The sequence below is a fragment of the Rudaea sp. 3F27F6 genome (assembly GCF_005503555.1).
Taxonomy (GTDB): domain Bacteria; phylum Pseudomonadota; class Gammaproteobacteria; order Xanthomonadales; family Rhodanobacteraceae; genus Rudaea.
In genome coordinates this window covers 160547-182952 of the sequence record NZ_SCNG01000001.1, presented here as the reverse complement: position 1 = coordinate 182952, position 22406 = coordinate 160547, and the positions used below count along the sequence as shown (strand labels likewise).

At 64.5% G+C, this 22406-nt stretch carries 23 protein-coding genes; 17 read left to right on the top strand and 6 right to left on the bottom strand.

Annotated features, from left to right (window positions below; genetic code table 11):
• The first annotated feature begins 30 nt into the window (after positions 1-30).
• From FFS30_RS00800 to FFS30_RS00775, 6 genes are all read left to right on the top strand, one after another.
• Positions 31-1659: a hypothetical protein gene (locus FFS30_RS00800; protein WP_137911211.1), complete on the top strand. Its 1629-nt coding sequence runs from the start codon at positions 31-33 to the stop codon at positions 1657-1659.
• A 162-nt stretch (positions 1660-1821) separates the two neighbouring features.
• Positions 1822-3078: a flavodoxin-dependent (E)-4-hydroxy-3-methylbut-2-enyl-diphosphate synthase gene (gene ispG, locus FFS30_RS00795; protein ID WP_137911210.1), complete on the top strand. Its 1257-nt coding sequence runs from the start codon at positions 1822-1824 to the stop codon at positions 3076-3078.
• A 326-nt stretch (positions 3079-3404) separates the two neighbouring features.
• Positions 3405-3746 (top strand): helix-turn-helix domain-containing protein, encoded by a 342-nt coding sequence (locus tag FFS30_RS00790; protein ID WP_137911209.1) that lies wholly within the window; start codon positions 3405-3407, stop codon positions 3744-3746.
• Complete coding sequence (locus tag FFS30_RS00785) at positions 3743-4171, top strand: ArsI/CadI family heavy metal resistance metalloenzyme (RefSeq protein WP_137911208.1); 429 nt, start codon at positions 3743-3745, stop codon at positions 4169-4171. Before FFS30_RS00790 ends, FFS30_RS00785 begins: the two co-directional genes overlap by 4 nt.
• Positions 4172-4280: 109 nt before the next feature.
• Positions 4281-5015 (top strand): MIP/aquaporin family protein, encoded by a 735-nt coding sequence (locus tag FFS30_RS00780; RefSeq protein WP_249352103.1) that lies wholly within the window; start codon positions 4281-4283, stop codon positions 5013-5015.
• Complete coding sequence (locus FFS30_RS00775; RefSeq protein WP_137911207.1) at positions 5012-5527, top strand: arsenate reductase ArsC; 516 nt, start codon at positions 5012-5014, stop codon at positions 5525-5527. The genes FFS30_RS00780 and FFS30_RS00775 overlap by 4 nt, the downstream gene beginning before the upstream one ends.
• Positions 5528-5608: 81 nt before the next feature.
• Here FFS30_RS00775 and FFS30_RS00770 read toward each other — a convergent pair whose 3' ends face one another.
• From FFS30_RS00770 to FFS30_RS00755, 4 genes are all read right to left on the bottom strand, one after another.
• Positions 5609-6211, bottom strand: coding sequence for a hypothetical protein (locus tag FFS30_RS00770; protein WP_137911206.1), 603 nt, complete (start codon positions 6209-6211; stop codon positions 5609-5611).
• 61 nt (positions 6212-6272) lie between these two features.
• Complete coding sequence (locus tag FFS30_RS00765) at positions 6273-6791, bottom strand: hypothetical protein (protein ID WP_137911205.1); 519 nt, start codon at positions 6789-6791, stop codon at positions 6273-6275.
• A gap of 79 nt (positions 6792-6870) precedes the next feature.
• A complete protein-coding gene (locus FFS30_RS00760; RefSeq protein WP_249352256.1) occupies positions 6871-7740 on the bottom strand; it encodes a DMT family transporter in 870 nt (289 codons plus the stop codon).
• Between the two features lie 186 nt (positions 7741-7926).
• Positions 7927-8502: a sulfur transferase domain-containing protein gene (locus FFS30_RS00755; protein WP_137911203.1), complete on the bottom strand. Its 576-nt coding sequence runs from the start codon at positions 8500-8502 to the stop codon at positions 7927-7929.
• A 165-nt stretch (positions 8503-8667) separates the two neighbouring features.
• Between FFS30_RS00755 and FFS30_RS00750 the strand changes: the two genes are divergently transcribed.
• Positions 8668-10284 (top strand): amidohydrolase family protein, encoded by a 1617-nt coding sequence (locus FFS30_RS00750; protein WP_249352101.1) that lies wholly within the window; start codon positions 8668-8670, stop codon positions 10282-10284.
• Positions 10285-10408: 124 nt separating this feature from the next.
• On the opposite strand, the gene FFS30_RS00745 is transcribed toward FFS30_RS00750, so the two are convergent.
• The gene (locus tag FFS30_RS00745) at positions 10409-11341 is read right to left on the bottom strand and encodes a hypothetical protein (RefSeq protein WP_137911202.1); all 933 of its coding nucleotides are present in this window, start codon (positions 11339-11341) and stop codon (positions 10409-10411) included.
• A 157-nt stretch (positions 11342-11498) separates the two neighbouring features.
• Between FFS30_RS00745 and FFS30_RS00740 the strand changes: the two genes are divergently transcribed.
• From FFS30_RS00740 to FFS30_RS00695, 10 genes are all read left to right on the top strand, one after another.
• Positions 11499-12044: an ECF-type sigma factor gene (locus FFS30_RS00740; protein WP_212742379.1), complete on the top strand. Its 546-nt coding sequence runs from the start codon at positions 11499-11501 to the stop codon at positions 12042-12044.
• 62 nt (positions 12045-12106) lie between these two features.
• Positions 12107-14908: a serine/threonine-protein kinase gene (locus FFS30_RS00735; RefSeq protein ID WP_137911200.1), complete on the top strand. Its 2802-nt coding sequence runs from the start codon at positions 12107-12109 to the stop codon at positions 14906-14908.
• 170 nt (positions 14909-15078) lie between these two features.
• Entirely contained in the window at positions 15079-15882 is an 804-nt protein-coding gene (kdsB, locus tag FFS30_RS00730) for a 3-deoxy-manno-octulosonate cytidylyltransferase (RefSeq protein ID WP_137911199.1), read from the top strand.
• A 119-nt stretch (positions 15883-16001) separates the two neighbouring features.
• Positions 16002-16436 carry a helix-turn-helix domain-containing protein gene (locus FFS30_RS00725; protein ID WP_137911198.1) on the top strand — a complete coding sequence of 145 codons (435 nt, stop codon included), beginning with the start codon at positions 16002-16004 and terminating at the stop codon, positions 16434-16436.
• A 7-nt stretch (positions 16437-16443) separates the two neighbouring features.
• The gene (locus FFS30_RS00720; RefSeq protein WP_137911197.1) at positions 16444-18219 is read left to right on the top strand and encodes a chloride channel protein; all 1776 of its coding nucleotides are present in this window, start codon (positions 16444-16446) and stop codon (positions 18217-18219) included.
• Positions 18220-18554: 335 nt separating this feature from the next.
• Positions 18555-18962, top strand: coding sequence for a hypothetical protein (locus FFS30_RS00715; protein ID WP_137911196.1), 408 nt, complete (start codon positions 18555-18557; stop codon positions 18960-18962).
• A gap of 108 nt (positions 18963-19070) precedes the next feature.
• Positions 19071-19595, top strand: a complete 525-nt coding sequence (locus FFS30_RS00710) for a hypothetical protein (protein ID WP_137911195.1) — start codon at positions 19071-19073, stop codon at positions 19593-19595.
• Between the two features lie 212 nt (positions 19596-19807).
• Positions 19808-20272: a hypothetical protein gene (locus FFS30_RS00705; protein WP_137911194.1), complete on the top strand. Its 465-nt coding sequence runs from the start codon at positions 19808-19810 to the stop codon at positions 20270-20272.
• 96 nt (positions 20273-20368) lie between these two features.
• Positions 20369-20740, top strand: coding sequence for a hypothetical protein (locus FFS30_RS00700; RefSeq protein WP_137911193.1), 372 nt, complete (start codon positions 20369-20371; stop codon positions 20738-20740).
• 121 nt (positions 20741-20861) lie between these two features.
• Positions 20862-21347 carry a low molecular weight protein-tyrosine-phosphatase gene (locus FFS30_RS00695; RefSeq protein WP_343182318.1) on the top strand — a complete coding sequence of 162 codons (486 nt, stop codon included), beginning with the start codon at positions 20862-20864 and terminating at the stop codon, positions 21345-21347.
• Between the two features lie 56 nt (positions 21348-21403).
• Here FFS30_RS00695 and FFS30_RS00690 read toward each other — a convergent pair whose 3' ends face one another.
• On the bottom strand, positions 21404-22306 hold the full coding sequence (locus FFS30_RS00690) for a DMT family transporter (RefSeq protein WP_137911191.1): 903 nt from the start codon (positions 22304-22306) through the stop codon (positions 21404-21406).
• Between the last annotated feature and the right edge of the window lie 100 nt (positions 22307-22406).

Sequence of the window (22406 nt, the reverse complement as noted above, 5' to 3'; positions counted from 1 at the left end):
ATGAATGCTGTGTACACTCGATTGAAATCGATGCTTCCGCCGCGTGCCGCGGCCGAGAGGGGATCCTTCGTCGCCGATCCGAAGGCCATGCGCGAATGGCTGGACCGGCTGCAACTGGCCAATCGCGGCTTCACCCTGACCCGCCTGCAGGATGCGCTGCGCCAGCTCAATGCCGCCGTGGTCGCGCCGAAAGCGCGCCTGGCGATGCTCGAAATGCTCGAGCTGACCTCGGCCGCGCTCGTCGACGACGCGAAAAACGAAGCGCGCGAATTTTTTCCGATGTCGACCGACCGCTACGACGACGCCCAGCTTGCCGCCGAGATCGAGCGCGAACTGGCGATCGGCTATGCCGAGATCGTCTGCGATTTGTGCACGGCCGACGGCAAGGTCTCGTTCCTGCGCCGTTCCGTCGTCGCCAAGGCGCTCATGCGCGCCTGCCTGCATCAAAGCGTGCGTCTCTGGCTTGCCTGGAGAATGCACGGCGAACCGGCCGCCGGTACCTGGCAGAGCCTGCACGACCTGTTCCGTTTCGCCGTCGCCTCGGGCTGTGCGGACGCGGAATATACGGTCGTCTCGACCGGAGCGAAGACGAGCGCGCGTGCGATCTACACCCAGGCCGTGCTGCACGCGTTCGCGCGGCCGAACCAGTTCACCCAGGTGCAGAACCGGCAACTGCATATGAATCTCGCGGCGCTCGCGTCGTGGTGCGAGGTGCGGCCGGGACACGCGCCGATCGGCGCGATCGCGATCTATGCCGCCGGCGATCTATCGCCGCCGGCGCCGCCGCGCGGCGCGCAGATCGATGCGGACGATCGTTGGGTGCTCGACATCAGCGGCTTGCTTGCGCAGTTCGATGCGCTGCTCGACAAGCGCGGCGATGGCGACGAGATCGTCGTGCCGGCGCGCCGCGGCGGCGCACGCGCGGCGCTGCCGGCCGGCATCGTCGAAGTGCTGCGCCGCGTCTGGTCGGAGCGCAGCGAGCGCGAACATCCGCGCAGCGCCGACGAAACTCTGCTCGAAACCGAAGTCGGTTTGTCGGGCCTGCATTTTCTGCTTTCCGGCAATCAGGATTTCGAGACCGCCCTGCCGCTCGGCGGCGAAGCACCCACCGCGGTGGCGAGCTGGGCGCAGCGCACGCCGTCGCGCGCCACCGTACGGCGCGCACGCGCCGAGGCGGTGGACCGCAGCCGGCGCGGGTACCGGTTGCGCTGGAACGCGGGCGAGGATGCGCGTGCACGCGTCGGCGAGCTGATCGCCGTCGCCCCGCTTGCGCGCGGCGAGCAGCAGTGGCGCTACGGCGCACTGCGTTGGCTGCGCGCCGATCGCGACCGCGGCGTCGAAGCCGGCGTGGAACTGCTGTCGTCGCAGCCGCTCGCAGTCGCGGTGTACGCACTCGACGCCGGAGGCATGTCGCGCGCGCCGATACGCGGAATTCTGATCGGTGCGGGCGGCGAAGCACGGGGCGGCGAGCAGGGCATTCTCGTGCCGCGGCCGTTCGTGCGCGACGCGGTGATGCTCGAAGTGCTGCGCATCGACGACGCAGCGGCCGATACGATGCCACGGCCGGTGCGCGTCGCTTCGTACGAACTGCTCGAAGCCGGGCTGTACCAGAAAATCGTCCTGCCCGACGAAGCGCTCGTGCGTATCGTGCACGGCTGAGACGTGGCCTGCGCCGGGCGCTGTCTCGGCTTGCAGTCTGCGCTGCGCATATGACCGCGAGTTTTCGCGCGAACACGTCACGTGAACGGGCGAGTTCATCGCCGATTCGGTAAAATCGACGCCATTGCGGCCGTACTTCGGCCCGTCCGGTCCGATTTTCCCATGAGCGTATCTTCCCAGTCTTCACTCGCGCACGTCGGTGTGCTGCCGCGGCGCGCCTCGGTCGGTGTCGCGATCGGCAGCGTGCACGTCGGCGGCGCGGCGCCGGTCGTCGTGCAGTCGATGACGAATACCGATACGGCCGATGTCGCGTCGACGACGAAACAGGTCGCCGAGCTCGCGCGCGCCGGATCGGAGCTGGTGCGCATCACGGTGAATACGCCGGAGGCTGCCGCCGCGGTGCCGCGCATCCGCGAGCGCCTCGACATGATGAGCGTCGGCGTGCCGCTGATCGGCGACTTCCATTACAACGGTCACCAGCTCCTCGCCGTCGAACCGGCTTGTGCCGAAGCGCTGGCGAAGTACCGCATCAATCCCGGCAACGTCGGCTTCGGCAAGAAGCGCGACGTGCAATTTTCCACAATTATAGAATTTGCCCTGAAGTACGCGAAGCCGGTGCGCATCGGTGCGAACTGGGGTTCGCTCGACCAGAGCATGGTCGCCGCGCTGATGGACGAGAACCATGCGCGCGTCGAACCCTGGGACGCCGCGCACGTCGCGCGCGAAGCGCTGATCCGCTCGGCGCTCGATTCGGCCGCGCGCGCCGAGGAACTCGGCATGGCGCGCGACAAGATCATTCTCTCGTGCAAAGTCTCCGGCGTGCAGGAATTGATCTCCGTGTATCGCGACCTCGCCGCGCGCGGCGACTACGCGCTGCATCTCGGCCTGACCGAAGCCGGCATGGGCTCGAAGGGCATCGTTGCTTCGAGCGCCGCGCTTGCCGTGCTGCTGCAGGAAGGCATCGGCGACACGATCCGCATCTCGCTGACGCCCGAGCCGAACGAATCGCGCACGCGCGAAGTGATCGTCGCCCAGGAGCTGCTGCAGACCATGGGCCTGCGCGCGTTCACGCCGCTGGTCACCGCCTGTCCGGGCTGCGGCCGCACCACGAGCGTGTTCTTCCAGGAACTCGCCAAGACCGTGCAGGAGCATGTGCGCGCGAAGATGCCCGAGTGGCGCATCAAGTACGACGGCGTCGAGAATCTGACCCTCGCCGTGATGGGCTGCGTGGTCAACGGTCCGGGCGAATCCAAGCATGCCAATATCGGCATCTCGCTGCCGGGCACGGGTGAGGCGCCGGCCGCGCCGGTGTTCATCGACGGCGCGAAAGCGATGACCCTGCGCGGCGAGAACATCGCGCACGAATTCGTCGGCATCGTCGAGGAATACGTGGCGCGCAAATTCACCGCTAGGGCATAGCGCGGCGACTGTCCTCGATTTCGCCGATTCCCGGAGAAGTTCGGGGTGCGCTCGAAGACGTGGTCTTCAACAGGACAATTTCTGGATCTCGTTCGCGACTACGCGTCGATTCGGACTCGCGTTCGGATCGATTCGTGCGCGGAGACCGAGTAGAGAAATTCGCCGACGATGCCTCGGGCGAACGTACCTTTCGCAAGATCGGGTGAGGCGTGAAGCGTAGCGTCTGCACCTTCTTCATTCTTCAGCAGTAACGGTTCTCGCACTCCAGCGCAGACGAGCGAGTCGCGGTCGTTGACAAAATTCAATATTTCAATAATTATTGAAATATGAAAGAAGACACGATACTTGCCGCACTCGGAGCGCTCGCCCAGCGGTCGCGCCTGGCGATCTTTCGCTACCTCGTCGAAATGGGCCACGAAGGTGCCGTTGCCGGGCAAATTGCCGAAGCGCTCGGAATCGCATCGACTGCCCTGACCTTCCACGCCAAAGAACTGGTCATCGCCGGTCTTGTGCGCAGCGAGCAGCAAGGCCGCTACGTTCGCTATACGGCGAATTTCGAAGCGATGAACGGCTTGGTCGCCTACCTCACTGAGAACTGCTGTCGCGGCGACCTCGCCGCATGCTGTCCGCCGAAACGTTCGTCCAAACCTGCGAGGAAGAAAACATGAACCGCTTTCACGTCCACGTGGCCGTCGCCGATCTCGATCAAAGCATCGGCTTTTATTCGACCCTGTTCGGCTCGGCTCCGAGCGTGCGCAAGGCCGACTATGCGAAATGGATGCTCGACGACCCGAAAATCAATTTCGCGATCTCGACGCGCTCCGCGCAGCACGGCGTCGACCATTTGGGGTTTCAGGTCGAAGACGCCGAGGAATTGCAGGCGATGCGCGCGCGTCTGGTGCGCAGCGGAAGCGGCGTGCTCGACGAAGAGGCAACGACGTGTTGCTACGCGCAGTCGGACAAGCACTGGATCACCGACCCGCAGGGCATCGCCTGGGAAACCTTTCATACCCTCGCCAGCGCACCCGTGTACGGCAAGGACCGCGCCGAAATGCGCAGCGAATCAGCGGCGGCGTGCTGTGTCCGCTCGTAGCGGACGAGGACAACAGACGCTTGCGGCATACCGGTGACGCCACTGTGGGCATCGGTCTGCCGCGTGAATACGCCATAAGTATCTTCGCCGCCTGCGGATTCTTTCGCCTATGTCCGGCCGGCGCGATTTATCCGAATCGGGGTTTGCTATGAGAAATCGCCGTGATGCTTGGCTTGCAGAGTTCGGCGGCACCGCGGTGTTGCTCGCCGTGGTGGTCGGCTCGGGCGTCATGGCCGAACGCTTGGCTCAGGGAAACCCGGCGATTGCGTTGTTGGCGAATGCCGTGGCCACCGGCGCAGGCTTGTATGTGTTGATCGCTCTGCTCGGCCCGATTTCCGGCGCGCATTTCAATCCCGTTGTGACCTTCGTTATGTGGTGGCGCGGCGATCAAGGCGCTGGCGAAGCGATGAGTTATATGTTCGCGCAGGTGCTCGGTGCGCTGGCCGGTGTATGGCTGGCCCATCTGATGTTCGATCTGAACGTCTGGCAGATCGGTGCAAAAGTCCGCACGGGATGGGGTCAATGGATAAGCGAGGCGGTCGCGACCGCGGGCCTGCTCGCCTCGATCCTGATTGCCTTGCGGCATCGCCCCGGCGCGATTCCCGCGGCGGTCGGCAGCTACATCACGGCCGCATACTGGTTCACTGCATCGACGTCGTTCGCCAATCCGGCAGCGACGATCGCCCGATCGCTCACCAGCACGTTCGCCGGCATTCGGCCTGTTGATGTCGCGGGCTTCATTCTGGCGCAACTGAGCGGTGCGATTCTTGTGCTGGCCGTTGCCCATGCGCTGCGCCCGGCAGCCTACCCTTTACTTACTTCCCCTACGCGGAGTCCGTCATGACCGATCGCAGTTTCAACGTGTTGTTTCTTTGTACCGGCAATTCGGCGCGCTCGATCCTCGCCGAGAGCATTCTCGCGAAAGACGGTGCGGGGCGTTTCCGCGCTTATTCCGCGGGCAGCATGCCCAAGGGAGAGGTCAATCCGCTCGCGCTCGAAACGCTCGAACGATTCGGTTATCCGATCGAGGGCCTGCGCTCGAAAAGCTGGGATGAGTTCGAGGCGGCGGGGGCGCCGCAGATGGATTTTGTCTTCACCGTCTGCGACAACGCCGCGGGCGAAGTCTGCCCGATCTGGCCCGGTCATCCGCTCAAGGCGCATTGGGGCATCGAAGATCCGGCCGCGGTCGAAGGCACGTCGGTGCAGAAGCTCACGGCGTTTGCCACGGCGTTCCGTTATCTGAAGAATCGCATCGACGCCTTTATCGCGTTGCCGACGAGCAAACTCGAAGCCTCGTCCGTGCGCATCCATCTGGACGAGATCGGCCGCAGCGAGGGAGCGACGCCCGGCGCTTAGTGCGAGATGTGATGCTGGCATGCGCTGGCATCGGCGAATCCGGTCGCCGTCGTCGTACCGACCGATCGATGCCTCGAGGCTTCAGTCCTCGAACTGCAGCTTGCCGGCCCTTTCGCAGCGCGGCACCGACGTGTTGCCGGGCTTGAGCGATTGCGCGATCCAGCATTCGTCGTAGACCGAGCAGTAGCAGACTTCGATCGATATGCGCTGCTGCGCGGTGAGGAACACCTTGGCGCGCTCGGCTGTGTCGGGTTTGACCATCTCGATCGTCGTTTCGCGATTGAGGCTCGGCGGTAGCACGAGGCCGTTGAGCGAGGAGGTCTGTGCGTGGAACTCCTGCTCGGGCGCCAGCACGGCGAACAACTCTTTCCAGTTGCGGTAAGGCTTGCCGTCGAGTTTCACCTCGACCGATTGAATTTTTGCCGGGCCGACGCCGTTGTTGTCGACGCGCCAGACGAAGGTCTCGTGGCCGGCGATCGCGTCTTCATTCTTGCCGACGGTGACGTAGGGCCAGACGCTGGCGCGCGACTGCGTCTGCATCAGTTCGGTCTGCGCCTGCATCAGCCGGGTCTGATAGGCGCCGGTCGCGAGCGCGAGCACGCTCAGTGCGAGCGCGGCGAAGCTGCCGATGTCGCTGGCGCGGATGCGGCGGGAGCGGGCAGGCGGCAGGTCGTTGGTGTCCATGGGTTGCACTCGCTGATGCGGATTGGGCGCGGCGATGTTCGCACCGCCGCGGTGCCTATGCTCATTCGTCGAACTGCACGCTGCCGTCCGCGCCGCAGCGTTCGACCGGATCGACGCGCGACTGCTGCCAATGCGCGACCCAGCATTCGTCGTAGACCGAGCAGTAGCAGATGTCCATGCGGAAGCGGGCGATCGAACTCTTGAAGTGCGCGGCGACCTCGCGGTCGTTGACGCGGATCGCGGCGATCGTCGTCTCGCGGTTCAGGCTCGGCGGGATCACCCCGCCGTTGAGACTGGTCGTCGCCAGGTTGCGGCGCGGCGGTGCATCGATCGCGACGAGGACTTCTTCCCAATGCCGCATCGGCTTGCCGTCGACGCTCAGGCTGACCGACTGCACGCGCGCCGGGCCGACGCCGTTGTTGTCGATCTGCCAGATGAAACTGTCGGGATCGACGTTGCTCGTGTAGCTGTAGCCGATCGACAGGAACGGCCAGACGCTCGCGCGCGCCTGGCTCTGCATCAGCCTCGTCTGCCACGCGCCGAGCGCGAGGGCGAAGACGCTGACCGCGAGCGCGAGCATGCTCGTGATATCCGGCCGAGACAGGGGGCGCGTGGATTGGGCAGAGTCACTCTCTGCGGCAGGTGCGTTCATGCTCTTCTCATGCCTGTGTGCCGGTTTCGCCTGACGAATCTTCCGCACGGCGCCGGCGCGTCAGCATCGCCTCGCGGTGCGCGATATAGAGGTTGGCGGCGATGATGATACCTGCGCCGAGCGCTGTCGCCAGATCGAGCTTCTGGTCGAACAGGAAGTACGCGCAGACCACCACGACCGGCAATTGCAGGAAGTTGATCGGCACGAGCGCGGAGACGTCGCCGGCCTCGTAGGCACGGGTCATCAGGATCTGCGCGATCGTGCCGATCAGCCCGGTCAGCACGAGCCAGAGCCAGCCCGTCGCGTCGGGCCAGGTCCACGCGTACAGCGCCGGCACGAGCGCGATCGGCGACATGATCAGGCTCATGTAGATCACGACCGCGTCGGGCGGCTCGGTGCGCGAGAGGAACTTGATGCTGATGTACGAGCTTGCCGCGAACGCCGCACCGATCAGCGCGACGAGCATGTCGACGGAAAAACTCATGCTGCCCGGACGCATGATCACGAGCACGCCGACGAAGCCGATCGCGACCGCCGTCCAGCGCCGCGCGCGCACGACTTCGCCGAGCAGGAACACCGCGCCGATGGTGACGAACAGCGGCGTCGAGTACGAGATCGACACCGCTTGTGCGAGCGGCAGATGAGCGAGCGCCCAGAAACTCGCGAGCATCGACATCGCCCCGGTCATGCCGCGCAGCAGATAGAGATGGAAGCGCGAGGTGCGCAGCAGGGCGAAACCGGGCTTGATCAGCAGCGGCAGGGTGAAGATCAGGCCGAAGAAGGCGCGGAAGAATGCGGCTTCGGACGAACTGACCTGCGCGGTGGCGAGGCGCAGCGCGACGGCCATCAGGCCGAACAGGATCGCGCTCGCCGTCATCAGCGCGGGAGCGTAGTAAGGGGAGCGTTTCAACAGATGTCGATCAAGCGAAAGTGTAAAACGAGGGCGATACCGGCGATCGCTCCGAGGATCAGGCCGAGCACGATCGCGATTGCCCATAGTATGCAGACAAGCGGGCTCATTCGGCTTTTTCCGCCCTGATGCTCCTGCGCCGGTGCCGACACGTCAATTCGTTCCCTGTTTGCGCGCGGCGATGCGCGCATCGATGTCGGTGTCGATATCCTTGGTCGAGAATCCGACGCGGGTCACGGTGTCACGGATCGTCGATGCCGGCAAACCGTTCGCCTGCGTTGCCTCGCCGAGCGCCCAGGTCCGCGCGGCGCGGCTGCCGCTGCGGCAATAGAGCAGAACTGGATAAGGGCGTTCGCCGAGCACGGCCTGTAGCCTCGTCACGGCTTCTTCGGGAATCGCGCCGTGCGGAATCGGGACGTAGTCGAAACCGATGCCGGCGGCCTTGGCTGCTTCGGCGACTTCGGTCGACGGGGGCTGGTCCGCGGCCTCGCCGTCGGGACGCAGGTCGACCACAGTGCGCACGCCGCGTAGCTTTCCCGCGCGGATGTCGTCCGGCGATACCTGGCTCGTCACCCAGACGCCGCGCACCAGTTCCTGATAAGCGATCGCCGGATGTGACTGGTGTTTTTCCCACCATGCTTTGTTCCACCATACATAGCCGAGCACGCAGCCCATGCCGACCAGAAAGGCGAGCAGGAACGCGAGAATCGGAGTCCATTTGCGCGGCATCGGCTTAGGGTCGTAGGGTTTTGTGGAGAAACGCGGGCGGTTTCGCGGCGGCGGTGAAAATTATCGCATGGCCGCCGTTCCGTCCGGCGTGCACGAGCACGCAGCTTGGCTGCGTCGTCTCTGCTATTTTGCGTTTATTCCATCTGCGCCAACTGGGGAGAGTTCATGCGTATTCGGATCGGATCGACGGTCGCGGCAGTGCTTGCGCTGCTGTGCGTACAGGCGGCGTCGTTCGCAGCGCCGTCTGCGCCGCAAGCCAAGGACGAGGTGTTGCCCGCGCCGGCACGCCACGAAGGCGAGGGACCGTATTCACAGCTCATTCTGCGCGGCGTCGTCGTGATCAACGGCACCGGCAGCCCGGCGTTCGGCCCGGCCGACGTGGTGATCGAGGGCAACCGCATCGTCAAGGTGCAGTCGGTCGGCAGCCCGGGCGCGCCGATCGACGCGGACAAGCGGCCCAAGCTCGCCGCGGGCGGGCGTGAGATGAACCTCAGCGGGCGCTACGTGATGCCGGGCATCATCGATATGCACGGCCACATCGGCGGCGCCGAGCAGGGCACGCCGGCGGAATACGTTTACAAACTCTGGCTCGGCAACGGCATCACCACGGTGCGCGAGCCGGGTTGCATGAACGGCGTCGACTGGTGTGTCAGCGAGTCGAAACGCAGCGCGGCGAATGCGATCACCGCGCCGCGCATCTTCCCGTACGCCGCGTTCGGCTTTAAAGAGCGCGAACCGATGACCCAGCCCGAGCAGGCGCGCCGCTGGGTGCGCGAGATGAAGGCGAAGGGCATCGTCGGCATGAAGTGCTTCGGCTACCGTCCCGACGTGCTCGAAGCCGCGTTCGCGGAATTGAAGAAGCAGGGTATGCGCAGCGCCTGCCACCACGCGCAGCCCGACGTTTCGCGCGTCAACGTGCTGACCACGGCGCGCTGGGGCCTGACCTCGATGGAGCACTGGTACGGCCTGCCCGAAGCGCTGTTCGACGACCGCACCGTGCAGAATTATCCGCCCGCGTACAACTACAACAACGAAGCCGATCGCTTCGGCCAGGCCGGACGCCTGTGGGCGCAGGCCGCGCAGAAAGGCAGCGACAAGTACGAGGCAGTGATCGACGAACTGCTCAAGCTCGATTTCACCCTCGATCCGACCTTCACCATCTACAACGCCTCGCGCGACTTGATGCGCGCGCGCCGCGCCGACTGGCATGAGGAATACACCCTGCCGCAGTTGTGGGATTTCTACACGCCGAACCGCGATCACCACGGCAGCTTCTTCTTCGACTGGGGCAGCGAGGACGAAATCGCCTGGCGCGAGAACTATCGGCGCTGGATGGCCTTCGTCAACGACTACAAGAACCGCGGCGGCCGCGTCACCGTCGGCTCGGATTCGGGCTTCATCTATCAGCTTTACGGTTTCGGCACGATCCAGGAACTCGAACTGTTGCGCGAGGCCGGCTTCCATCCGCTCGAAGTGATCCGCGCGGCGACGCTCAACGGTGCGCAGGCGCTCGGCGAGGACCAGCGTCTCGGCTCGATCGAGGCCGGCAAGTTCGCCGACCTTGTCGTGCTCGCCGAGAATCCGCTGGCGAATCTCAAGGTGCTCTACGGCACCGGGCATATCCGTCTCGGCGACGACGGCAAGGTGCATCGCGTCGGTGGCGTCGAGTACACGATCAAGGACGGCATCGTCTTCGACGCCAAACAATTGCTCGCCGACGTGCGCCGCATGGTCGCCGACGAAAAAGCCAAACGCCATATCGAACGCCTGGCGCAGCCCTAAGCGTATCGAGACGGCCGCGTTGAACCGCCGCGGTCTTCCGGGCGCGGCGGTTCGTTTGCGATAAAAGCGGCCGGGACCACGAGTCGGAACGCAGCCCCGGCCGTATCGCCATCGCCGCCTCGCGTCAGCGCGACGGTCTGGCGATAAACCCGTGCTGCTTGCCGCTCGCGTCGTAGTAGTCGCCCGCGATCACGCCGAAATTGTTGATGCTGTTGGCGAACGTCTGTACCGCGCCGGGCACGTCGAGGAATTGGAACCGGCCGTGCCGCAGGATGAAGCTGTGGTAATGGTTGGCGTTGTCGGCGTAGTAGCCGACGATTTGGCCGACGTCGTTGATCGAAATCGTGACCGTGCCGAACGGGCCTGCGTTGGGTACGTCGATCTGGCTGAGCTGTCCGTCCGGGCTGCGGTAGAAACCGTGCCATTGCGCGTGGCGCGCGGTGTTCCAGTAGCCGACGATCTCGCCGGCGTTGTTGATGCCGAGCGGATAGGTATCGTAAGCGCCGGCGAAATCGAACGGCGTGTCGCGTCCCCAATTGCGCACGACGCCGTGGTAGACGCCGTCGGCATCCCAGTACACGCCGGCGATTCCGCCGAAGATATTGATCCCGTCCACGTTGGCATTGAGATGGCCGGCGAAATCGACGGTTTCGACCTGGCCCCATTGCATGACCACGCCGTGCATTCGTCCCGACGTGTCGGCGTAGTCGGCGATCAGCGTGCCGATGTCGCTCGGCGTGCCGGCGGCGCTGAAGCGGTCGCCGAACAAACCGTTCGGATCGAGCGATTCAAAATTGCCGTTGCGATAGATCATCGCGTGCGGCGGAAAGCCGGGCCGGTGGTATTCGCCGCCGAGTTCGCCGAAATCGTTGAGTCCCCAGATAACCGTGCCCGAGGCGCCGGGATAGTCGAGGGTCTGGAACGTGTAGTTCGCCGTCGTCGTATCGGTCGAGGTTGCGGCGTCGGAATCCGCGAGGGCAGTGCCGGCGGACGCGGCGAGCGCGACGACGAACAAGCTGGCCGCCAGGGGGAGGCGTGCATTGCGCTGACTGGACATGGTTTCAATCCTTCGTTGAATGAGGGGTGCGACGGCTTGGCGTGGGCTCCCTCGGCCCGAAGCGATGCCATCTCCTCGTCCAGCGCAAAACAGTCGCGCCGACCGACACGGCGAAAGCGCTGCAACGACGGCGCCCGCAGTTGCTAGACTCTTGCGCGTGAGCATCGAGCCCGACATCACCGAGTTTCTCGCGCGCGCCGCGCATGGCGACGCCGCCGCGGTCGATGCGCTGATTCCGAAAATCTACGCGTCGCTGCGCCAGCTCGCCCGGCGCCAGCGCGCGCACGAAGCGGCGCATACGCTGGAGACAACGGCCCTGGTGCACGAGGCCTACCTGACGCTGGCGCGCCAAGCCGGCGTGGAATTCACCGATCGCGCCCACTTCTACGCCTACATGGGCCGCGTGATGCGCCACCTGCTGATCGATCGCGCGCGACGAAAGAACGCGCAGAAACGTCAAGCGCCCGACATGACCGGCGAAGCGGCGGAGGGCGAGGTGATCGATGTGCTTGCGCTCGACGAGGCACTCGAACGGCTGGCGGCGTTGGACCCGCGTCTTGCGCGCGTCGCCGAGCTGCGTTTGTTCGCCGAGCTGTCGAATCCGGAAATCGCCGAGGTCGTCGGCGTCAACACGCGCACGGTCGAGCGCGACTGGCTGAAGGCGCGCACGTTTTTGTCCGGCTGCCTCGCGGCAGGCGACTGAAACGTGTCGGTCGGCGCTGCTCTATTGCGCTAAAGAAGCTAGGAAAACCACGGATTGCATCGATGACCGTCCAATTCGCCCAACGCTGGCGCGAGATCGAGCCCTTGCTCGACCGGCTTTTCGACGTGCCCGCAGCGGACCGCGCCGACTGGCTGAGCCGCCACTGCGAAGACGCAACCTTGCGCGCACTCGTTGAGCAGGCGCTCGACAACGCGCCCGACATCGAAGCGTTGGAGCGCGGCGTTGCGCAATGGTTGCCGGGCCTCGCCGACGCTCCCGTCGACGCGCCGCCCGCGATCGCGGGCTACCGCGTGCACCGTTTCGTCGGCGCCGGCGGCATGGCCAGCGTGTTCGAAGCGGAGCGCGAGCTGCCAGGCGGTCCGCAGACCGTGGCGCTCAAGCTACTGCGCATCGACGTGCACGATCCCGACGAGCGCCGGCGTTTCCTGCGCGAGCAGCGCATCCTTGCGCGCCTGCAGCATCCGCATATCGCGCAGCTACTCGACGCCGGGTTCACCCCGACCGGCACGCCGTTCCTCGCGCTCGAATTCGTTTCCGGCGGCGACATCCTCGCGCATTGCGCGCGCGCGCGGCTCGGTGCGCGCGAACGCCTCGCCTTGTTCGTCGACGTCTGTGCCGCGGTCGAATACGCGCACCGCAATTTGATCGTGCATCGCGACCTGAAGCCCGGCAACGTGCTCGTCGGTGCCGACGGGCGGGTCAAGCTCGTCGATTTCGGCATCGCCAAACTGCTCACCGGCGACGGCGAAAGGACGCATACCGAAGCGCGACGCCTGACGCGCGCCTATGCCGCGCCCGAACAGTTTGCCGGCGCGGCGGCGACGACCGCGATCGACGTGTATGCGCTCGGCGTGCTGCTCGGTGAATTGCTCGGCGGAACCAAGCCGCGCACGGCGGAGGCGAACGCATCCGCGTTCGACGATGCCGCACTGAGGCGAAAACTCGGCGCCGACCTGCACGCGATCGTGCGCGAGGCGACGCGGATGGAGCCGATGCGCCGCTACGCAACCGTCGCCGCATTGCGCGAAGACATCGGCCGCCATCTCGACGGCATGCCGTTGCAGGCACGCGCCGATACTTTCGCCTATCGGCTTTCGACCTTTGCCAAACGCCACGCGGTTGCGGTCGTCGCCGGCACCGCGATCGCGCTGATTCTCGCCGCCGCGACCGCGCTGGGCCTGTACCAATGGCGCCTCGCCCGCGACGCCGCGCGCGCGGCGCATGCGCAGGCGCTCGTTGCCGAAGGCGAGGCGCGGCGCGCGGACGCGGTCAAATCGTTTCTCGAAGGTCTGTTCGACAGCGCATCGCCCGGGGCGACGACGAGCGAGACCGCGGAAGAGCTGCTCGCGCGCGGCCGCGAACGCGCCGACCGCGATTTCGCTGAGCAGCCTGCGCTGCGCGTCGAAATTCTCGGCCTCATCGGCGATCTCGAACGGCGCAGCGGCCATGCGGAGCGTGCGCGCGAGCCGCTCGAAAAAGCGGTCGCATTGGCGAAGGCGCAGCTCGGCGCCACCGACCGGCGCACCTTGCATGCCGAATATCTGATCGCGAAGGACATCGACGAACTCGGCCGCGCGCGCGAAGCGATGGCGCGGCTGCAGAGCGCGCTCGACGCGTTTCAGGCGGGGCCGAACCGCGACTCGGTCGAAGAGGTGCGCGCGCTTTCCTGGCTCGCGGGCCTGCACGAGCGGGTCGGCGAATCCGCGCTGGCGATCGACGCCGGCGAAAAATCGCTCGCGCTCGCACGTCGCGTACTGCCGCACGATAGCGACGCCTTGACCGAGGCGACGATGAATTTCGGCTGGACCCTGATGGACGCCGGCCACGCCGACCGTGCCGAGCCGCTATTGCGCGAGGTGCTTGCGCGCACGCGCGAACACCTCGGCGCTCGTCACCCGGACGTCGCCGATGCGGCGGCGTTTCTAAGTTGGGCTTTGATCCGACTCGGGCGCTATGGCGAGAGCGAGCAGCTTATACGCGAGGCGATCGAGATCGATGCCGCTGCGTACACGCATCCGCATCCGCACGTCGCGCGACATTTCAACGATCTCGCCAATGTGCTCAAGCTCGAAGGCAAGTTCGCCGAAGCGAGCACCTATTACGAGAAGGCGATCGCGATGAATCGCGCGCTGGCACCGGCCGCCGCACTCGACGAGGCAGTGTGTCTCGGCAATCTGGCGCGCGTGCGTTTCCGCCAGGGCGCTTTTGCCGAAGCCGAAGCGGGCTTGCGCGATGCGATCGCGCGCTCGCGCAGCCTGCTCGGTGCCGACTACGGTGACAACGGCCGCGGCCACGACCAGGCGGATCTCGCGCTGATTCTGATCGCGCGCGGCCGGCTCGACGAAGCCCGCGCGCTGGCCGACGGCGCGCTCGCCGATGCGCGCAGTCGATATCGCGGTGCACACCCGGACATCGCCTATGCCGAGACGGTCGAGGCCGAGTTGCTCGCGGCGAGCGGTCAGGCGGAGAGCGCGGCCGTGCACGCCGCGAGGGCCATCGCGACGTACGCCGAGCTGGCCGATGCGGGCTCGGAAAGGGCCGTCCGCGCGCATCTTCTGTTCGGCGATATCCTCCAGGGCCTGGGTCGCCACGGTGAGGCGAAACCGCAGTTCGAGCGCGCCCTGGCCGCGACGAAAGCCGACACGCCGAACCCGGCCGCACTCGTCGCGCGCGCGGCCGCCGGAATGGCGCGCGTCGAGGCGGCGCTGGGCAACGCTGCGGCGGCACGCGGTTATCGTGCCGAGGCCGAAACGGCACTCGCCGCTGCCCCCACGGAACCGAGCGTCGATCGCGACACCGCGGTGCGGCTCGTTGCCGGGCTTGCGGCGCAAGCGAAGCTCTGAGTCCGCTGTCGCGCGGCCACCGACATCGAATGGCGGCTTCAGTCGGCTTCGTATCTTCGGCGCGGGCGGGGTAGCGCGAGCCGCATGGATTTGCCACCCGCGGCTCAAGCGCCTTCTGATCCGCTGCGATATTCGGTAGTCTGCGCTGCCGAAGGAGCCGAACCGATTCCATGACCGATTTCATCGTCGCCATTCCCGCGCGCTACGCGTCCACGCGCCTGCCCGGCAAGCCGCTGTTGGCGCTTGCCGGCGAGCCGATGATCCGTCACGTCGTGCGCCGTGCACAGGCGGCCGGCGCGACGCAGGTCGTGGTCGCGACCGACGATGGCAGGATCGCCGCGGCGCTCGACGGCATCGGTGCGACGATTGCGATGACGCGTACCGATCACGCCTCGGGCAGCGACCGCCTCGCCGAATGCGCAGAGCAACTCGGCTGGCCCGACGACGCGATCGTCGTCAACCTGCAGGGCGACGAGCCGCTCGCGCCGGCAAGCGGCATCCGCGCCGTTGCCGCGGCGCTCGCGCAGAACAACGTGCCGATGGCGACGCTGGCGACGCCGGTCGTGTCGGCCGAAGAATTATTCAATCCGAACTGCGTCAAGGTCGTGCGCGCGCGCGACGAGTCGGCGTTGTACTTCAGCCGCGCGCCGCTACCGTGGGCGCGCGACGCGTTCGCACAGGCCGGGGCGGGAACCGGCATCGCTGCGTCGGACATGCCGCTGCCGCAAGGCATCGAATTCCTGCGGCACATCGGCATCTATGCCTATCGCGCCGGATTCCTGCGCCGGTTCGCGCAACTCGCGCCGACCATGCTCGAACGCGCCGAGTCGCTGGAACAACTGCGCGCGCTGGAGTACGGCTTCCGCATCGCGGTGCGCCTGGCACCCGAGCCTTTCCCGCCCGGCGTCGACACCGCCGAGGATCTGGCCCACGCCGAGCGCGTGCTGGCCGACGCGACGAAAGACCGGCCCTAGGGCCAAACACTAGTAGAACCGCATCGATATTCCATCCCGCTGTCGGCGGGGCGGTTGGGATTCGTTTGGGAAAAATATGTCACAATATTGTATATTCTTCGTTCACGGATTCTTTCCCTATGGTCAGCAAGCGCCAGTACATCGCGCTGTCCGAATTCCGCGCGCGCCTCGCGGAGTTCCTGCATTTCAGCGAGCGCGCCGCGCAAGGCGCCGGCGTGCCGCCGATGCAATACCTGCTGCTTCTGCATTTGCGCGGCGGAGCGGAACGCGAATGGGCCACCGTCGGTGAACTCGCTGAACTGTTGAGGATCAGCCATCAGGGCGCCGTCGCGCTGGTGCAGCGTTGCGAGCGCGCCGGTCTCGTGCGCAAGCGGCGCAGCGCGAGCGACGCGCGCCGTGTAGAGATTCATCTGACCGCGGCCGCGCGCCGGCTAGTCGAACGCATCGCGTCGAAACACGTCGGTGAGCTCAGGCGGCTCGGCGAGGCATTCCGCGTCGATCACGTTACGCCGCGTGACGCCGCGGTGACGGGCCTCAAATCAAAACAGCGGTGATTCCTGCATGGACCGTCACGGTAAAAACAAGCGCGATTTCTCCGGCAGCGACCGATTGCTGCTGCTGTCGGTGTTCGCGCTTGCGATCGGCGTACTGAGCAGCGTGGGCGCTTGGGTTCTGCTCGCCGGAATTCGTTTCTTCACCAACCTGTTCTTCTTTCAGACGATATCGCTCGCGGCGAGTTCGCCCGCGGACAATCATCTCGGCGCCTGGGTGATCGCCGTGCCCGCGCTGGGCGGCTTGATCGTCGGCCTCATGGCGCGCTTCGGCAGCGACAAGATTCGCGGCCACGGCATCCCCGAGGCGCTGGAGGCGATCCTCTTCGGCAAGAGCAAGATGTCGGCGAAGGTCGCCGTGCTGAAGCCGTTGTCATCAGGCATCGTCATCGGCAGCGGCGGTCCGTTCGGCGCGGAAGGGCCGATCATCATGACCGGAGGCGCCGCGGCCTCGCTGCTCGCGCAGGCGTTCCATCTGACTTCCGCCGAACGCAAGGCGCTGCTCGTCGCCGGCGCCTGCGCGGGCATGACCGCGGTCTTCGGGACGCCGCTCGCGGCCGTGCTGCTGGCGGTGGAACTGCTGTTGTTCGAGCTGCGCCCACGCAGCCTGCTGCCGGTCGCGCTGGCCTGCGCGGTTGCGGGCTTCCTGCGTCCGCTCTGGGCCGAAGCAGGGCCGCTGTTCCCGCTCGATACGCCGCCGCCGTCGACCATTGCGCTGCTGTCTTGCATTGCCGCGGGCCTTGCCAGCGGCGCGCTGTCGGCGGCCATGACTTACGCGCTCTATCTGATCGAAGACGGCTTCACCAAGCTGCCGCTGCACTGGATGTGGTGGCCGGCGCTCGGCGGTCTCGCCGTCGGCCTCGGCGGCTGGCTGCAGCCGCGCGCGCTCGGTGTCGGTTACGAAGTGATCGGCGATCTGCTTGCCAATCATCTCGTGCTCTCGGCCGCTATCGCGCTGCTTGCGGTCAAGGCGCTGATCTGGGCGATCGCGCTCGGTTCGGGCACGTCGGGCGGCGTCCTCGCGCCGCTGCTGATGATCGGCGCGGGCCTTGGTTGCGTGCTCGGCCATTGGCTGCCGGGCGGCGATCCGCGGCTATGGGCGCTGGTCTGCATGGCCGCAACCCTCGGAGGCACGATGCGCGCGCCGATGATGGCAATCGTTTTTGCCTTCGGCCTCACTCACGACGCGAACGCGTTTTTGCCACTGCTGCTCGGCTGTGCGGTCGCCTACGGCTTCACCGTGATCGTGATGCCGCGTTCGATCCTGACCGAGAAGATCGCGCGGCGCGGCAAACACGTCTACCGCGAGTACGGCGTCGATGCGCTCGAACGCCACGTCGTCGACGAGGTGATGACGCACGATGTGCGTGCCGTTCCGGCGGACACACCGCTGTCGGTCGTGCGCGACCGCTATTTCGGCAACGGCCAGACCCAACGCGCCTATCCCGTCGTTGCCGACGGCAAGCTCGTCGCGATGCTCGACCGTGCGCAGCTCTCGCTTATTGCCGCAAATGCGAGCGACGATACGCCGATCGCTTCGCTGCTCTCGGCGTCGCCACCGGTCTATGCGTTGCCGACCGAGAACTGCCGCGCCGTCGCCTCGCGCATCGCCGCACTTGAACTGGAGCGCTTGCCCGTGGTTACCGATGCCGTGTCGCTGACTCTGATCGGCATCGTGAGCCGCAGCGACTTGCTCAAGCCGATTGGTCAGTTGCACGAAGAAGAGTCGCGGCGCGAACGTGCGTGGGGCCGCAGACGCGAGGCAGTTCCGCGCGAATCCGCGTAGCGTAGACTTTCCTTCTCTCGGGTAAGAAATTCCGTGAAATAAATGTTTGTCTGCAGCGGCGCCGGGCAAACATGTTTCCAGTCGTTGATTTGAATATCGGGCGATCGAGTCTCCTATGCTTCCCCGATTCGATGCCGCTATCCAACTCGCACGCTCACTGAGCGCAGCCAAGTAGACGACTTTTGCACTTTCGAGATCGTTGGCGACTTCGATGACGGCGACCTAGAGCGTGCCGTATAGCAAACCTAACTGTTTGCTCAAGCGGGCCGCAGTGGCGGGTTGCTGTATCCTGCGCTCGTTGCGGTAGTTGCCGCTTAACTTGAGCTTTAGGCGTTATGAAGTGCCTGGCCATCACCGTGCTTTTTTTCTTTGCGGCATCTGGTGCGTTTGCATGTAAGTTTCTTCCGAAGCCAGATGAGGTGAACTTTGCCAACGCAAAGTCAGTCTTTCGTGCGCGCGTCACGCAAATGCAACTGGTTCCGATGGAACCAGGGGAGGAAAGAGGAGCCGCGGAAGTACGCTACGAGGTGATGGAAGTCTTTAAGGGGCAGCCTCCACAAAAAGTCAGAGTTACGGACTTCGATACTAACTGTGCCCTTCGCATACTCCTTGGGGAAGAGCAGGTATTTTTCGTGGATGAAAATCTGCATGTCCAACAACAAACTGGCTCGTTTTCTTCCGGTGGGATCAATTTCCTCACTCGTGTGAACGATATTCGTGCACTAGCGCACTCGTCAAAATGACGCCCAACTGTTCGCTCAATCCGGTTGTTGCGACGGATTGCGCTATCTCGATCCTCTTCGCGGCAGCGGTCGCTGAGCCCAAGCTTCAGCCTGTAAGGAATTTTTGTCGTGTGCTGGTTTATCACCCTGGCGGTTAATGGCGAAGCGGCGGAGAAGGTACGCATATCAGCGCATACCCACTCTTCGGTTAACGTCGCAGAGTCGAGCGGTACAACCGCATGTGCTCTTTTCAAGCCGGAGATGGCGAAGTTTCTCATTACTATGGGCGGATGTTCATGTAGCCTTTTTCACGAGATACGTACTGCAAAATTGGATAGTGAAAAGAAGCGCGCACAGCTCAGGCGCAAGGGCTGGTCGGAAGCGAAAATCGAGCGCGCATTGGCAGAAAGTTGTGAGGCGAATAAGAGAAACGCTGAAGCTCGAGACGCGGCTCGTGATGTCCAGGCTCGGCGCTTTCGTGAGTTCGTCGTTTCTGTATTCGACGAGGGCGCAGAGGTCCAAGTGTACTGTCACTCATATCAGGGCTCGGTCGTCTCAGAGCAGCTCACTCGGCCGGTGCATTTACGCGTCACGCGTGCGCAGTTCTTGGCAAGCGGTTTTCCTGCAGAGTCGGTTGTCTCCGTTGCCGGCTGACTGACTATTCGCTCAGGCAGGCCCGTGCGAGGGAAGTTGCTCGCTTGATCACACGTTGCGGCCCACAGGCCGCTGAGCTTAGGCGTTATGCAATTGAAAGGAGTCTTATGCGGCGTTCGATATGGGCACTTTTTCTCCTTCTTAACTTCTGTTTGAGTTCACTCTGTGTGGCGGAGTACAGAGACGTTTCTCCCGGGGAGGCCGCGCATGACATGTGCAAAAAGGTCGGCTGCGCTTTCGACGTGCACGTGATCTTGAAGCAGAAGGACGGCTCCACCTACGACAAAATTTTGCCCGTGGTCCCGGTAGTGCAGCCAAGCGGCGTATCAGTGTATGCCGGGCAATCGGTGTTGTTCGAGGCAGATATCCAAGGCGATCAACTTGTCAACTTAAAGCTCGTCAAGACGATCGAGCACCCGGAAAAAACTTTATCCGCTTCTTTGCAGCAGAAGCCAGACAATTCCATGATGCTCACGGTGCACAATCCGTTCAAAAAGAATCTCAAAATTGCCATGGGTATGATGCCTTTGGACCATCCGAGCTTGCTCAAAACGACAAGTTGCCCTGTCCTTGCTGGAAAGTTTGGTATCGAGCTATGGCCATATCCGATTTTCCAGGTCTGGCTCGGCAATATGCGGCTCTTGAACGATTCAGCCGAAATGGCTTGTTCCGAGTAGGTGCGTGGCTATTCACTCGAGCGGACTGCCGGTGTCGACTCGCGCTAACATCGTGAGGTCTGTGGTGGAAGCCACCTAGCTCAAGCATAGGGCGTTATGAAGCTCGTCCAAATCGTGGCAATTCCGCCGGGCGAAGCGCCAGAAAAAGTTCGGGCCGCGTGGATCGGTGCAACTATTCCGCTAGCAGACATCGAAGCTCCGCAACCCGGCCTCTGGAGCTCGAGAGGCGTGTTGGGCAAAGAACTGGGTTTCCTCGCCCAACTTAAACGTCTCGTAGGTATCCCCGTCATTGAGCAGCCCAGTGTTGGCTATGTGGTCGAGGTGTTGGCAGCTATGGAAGTACTTAAATCTCATGCTCCGGCAGCCGCGACATGGTGGGAGCAGCACACTCCACACCTCATCAAGCCCGGAAAAAAATTTTTGTTCGATGCGTCCTGCTGCAAAGAGGTGCCAGGTGGCGCGCCCTAACTATTCGCTCAAGAGAGTCGCTGCGACGGGCTGCGGTACCCCGATACTCCTTGCGGCAGCGGTCGCTTAATTAGTGATGCCTTTCGCTCTGCAGTTATGAGCGGGAATGTGAGATAACATATTGAACAACGAGAAAATTTCATCGATTTTGTTCGTTTGCATGGGCAACATCTGCCGTTCCCCCGTGGTCGAGGCCGTGGCACGCAAGCGCTTCGCCGCGGCGGGGCTCGACGTCGAGGTCGATTCGGCGGGCACGGAGGACTATCACATCGGCGAGCTGCCGGATTGGCGTTCGCTGGCGAGTGCGGTCGCGCACGGCTACGACGCTTCGGCGCATCGCGCGCGCCAGGTCGAGAGCGCGGACTTCGCGCGTTTCGACAAGCTGCTCGTGATGGACAGCACGAACCTGCGCGCGCTGACGCGCATGGCGCCCGGTGAAGGTCACGATCGCATCGCGATGTTCCTGCCCTGGGTCGGTGTCGACGATCCACACGATCTGCCCGATCCGTACTACGGTCAGGCGCAGGATTTCGAGCGGGTCGTGAGCCTTGCGGAGCAGGGCATAGACGCGCTGATCGCGAAACTCAGGGCGTTGGCGAAAACTTAGGCTTGCTTGTGCGCCGGCATCTGCGGCAGCGATTCGCTAAGCGTTTCGCCGGCCGGCTAGGCGCGCTTGCGCTCGCCGATGGCTGCTTTGCGCGGCGACCAGCCCAAAGTCATGCCTGCCGCGGCGATCAGGATCGCGGCAGCGCCGACGACTTGGATCATCTGCAGGCGATGGCCGAACGCGATCAGATCGACAAGGATCGCCACGATCGGATAGATGAACGACAGCGCGCCGGTGAGGCTGGTCGGCAGTTTTTGGATCGCGCCATAGAGCAGGATGTACATCAGGCCTGTATGCACCACGCCGAGTGCGAGCAGCAGACTCCAGGTGCGCGCGTCGGCGGGCACGTGCGCAAAGTCGACCAGCGGCGCCAGCGCAAGCGTGCCGACTGAGACCTGGATCAGTGCGATCAGATGCGGCGGCACGCCCTTGAGTTTCTTTGCGACGATCGCCGCGACCGCATAGAGAAAGGCCGCGCCGAGCGCGAGCAGGATGCCGGCGAAATAGTCGCTGCCCTGTACGCCTGTGCAGGCCTTGGCCTGCACGATAAGCAGCATGCCGGCGAACGCGAGTGCGAGCCAGCCGAGTTTGATTGCGGTGAGGCGCTCGGCGAAGAACAGCGCGCCGAGGGCCACGAGCATGAACGGCTGGGTGTTGTATACCGCCGTCGCGATCGAGATCGACGCGCGCGGATACGCGGCGAACAGCAGCAGCCAGTTGCCGACGATGGCGAGGCCGCCGAGCACGGCCAGGCCCAGCTGCCGGCGCGTGATGGCGTCGCGGCGGAAGAATCCGAGCGCCGCGCAGACCAGGGCCAGCGTCGCTGCGCCGAACAGACAGCGCCAGAACACGACGGCGACGACGTCCTGGCCCGATACGACGACGAACCAGCCTATCGTGCCGGAGATGATCATGGCCGCGGTCATCTCGACCGTGCCCTGCCGCGATGGGGTATTCATAGCCGCTGTCCCGTGATGGAAATCAGGGCAATAGCGTAGTAGCCTGTGTGTGCTGTTTATATGCAAAAAATTAGGTAATCGTTTCGATATGCCTTCCATT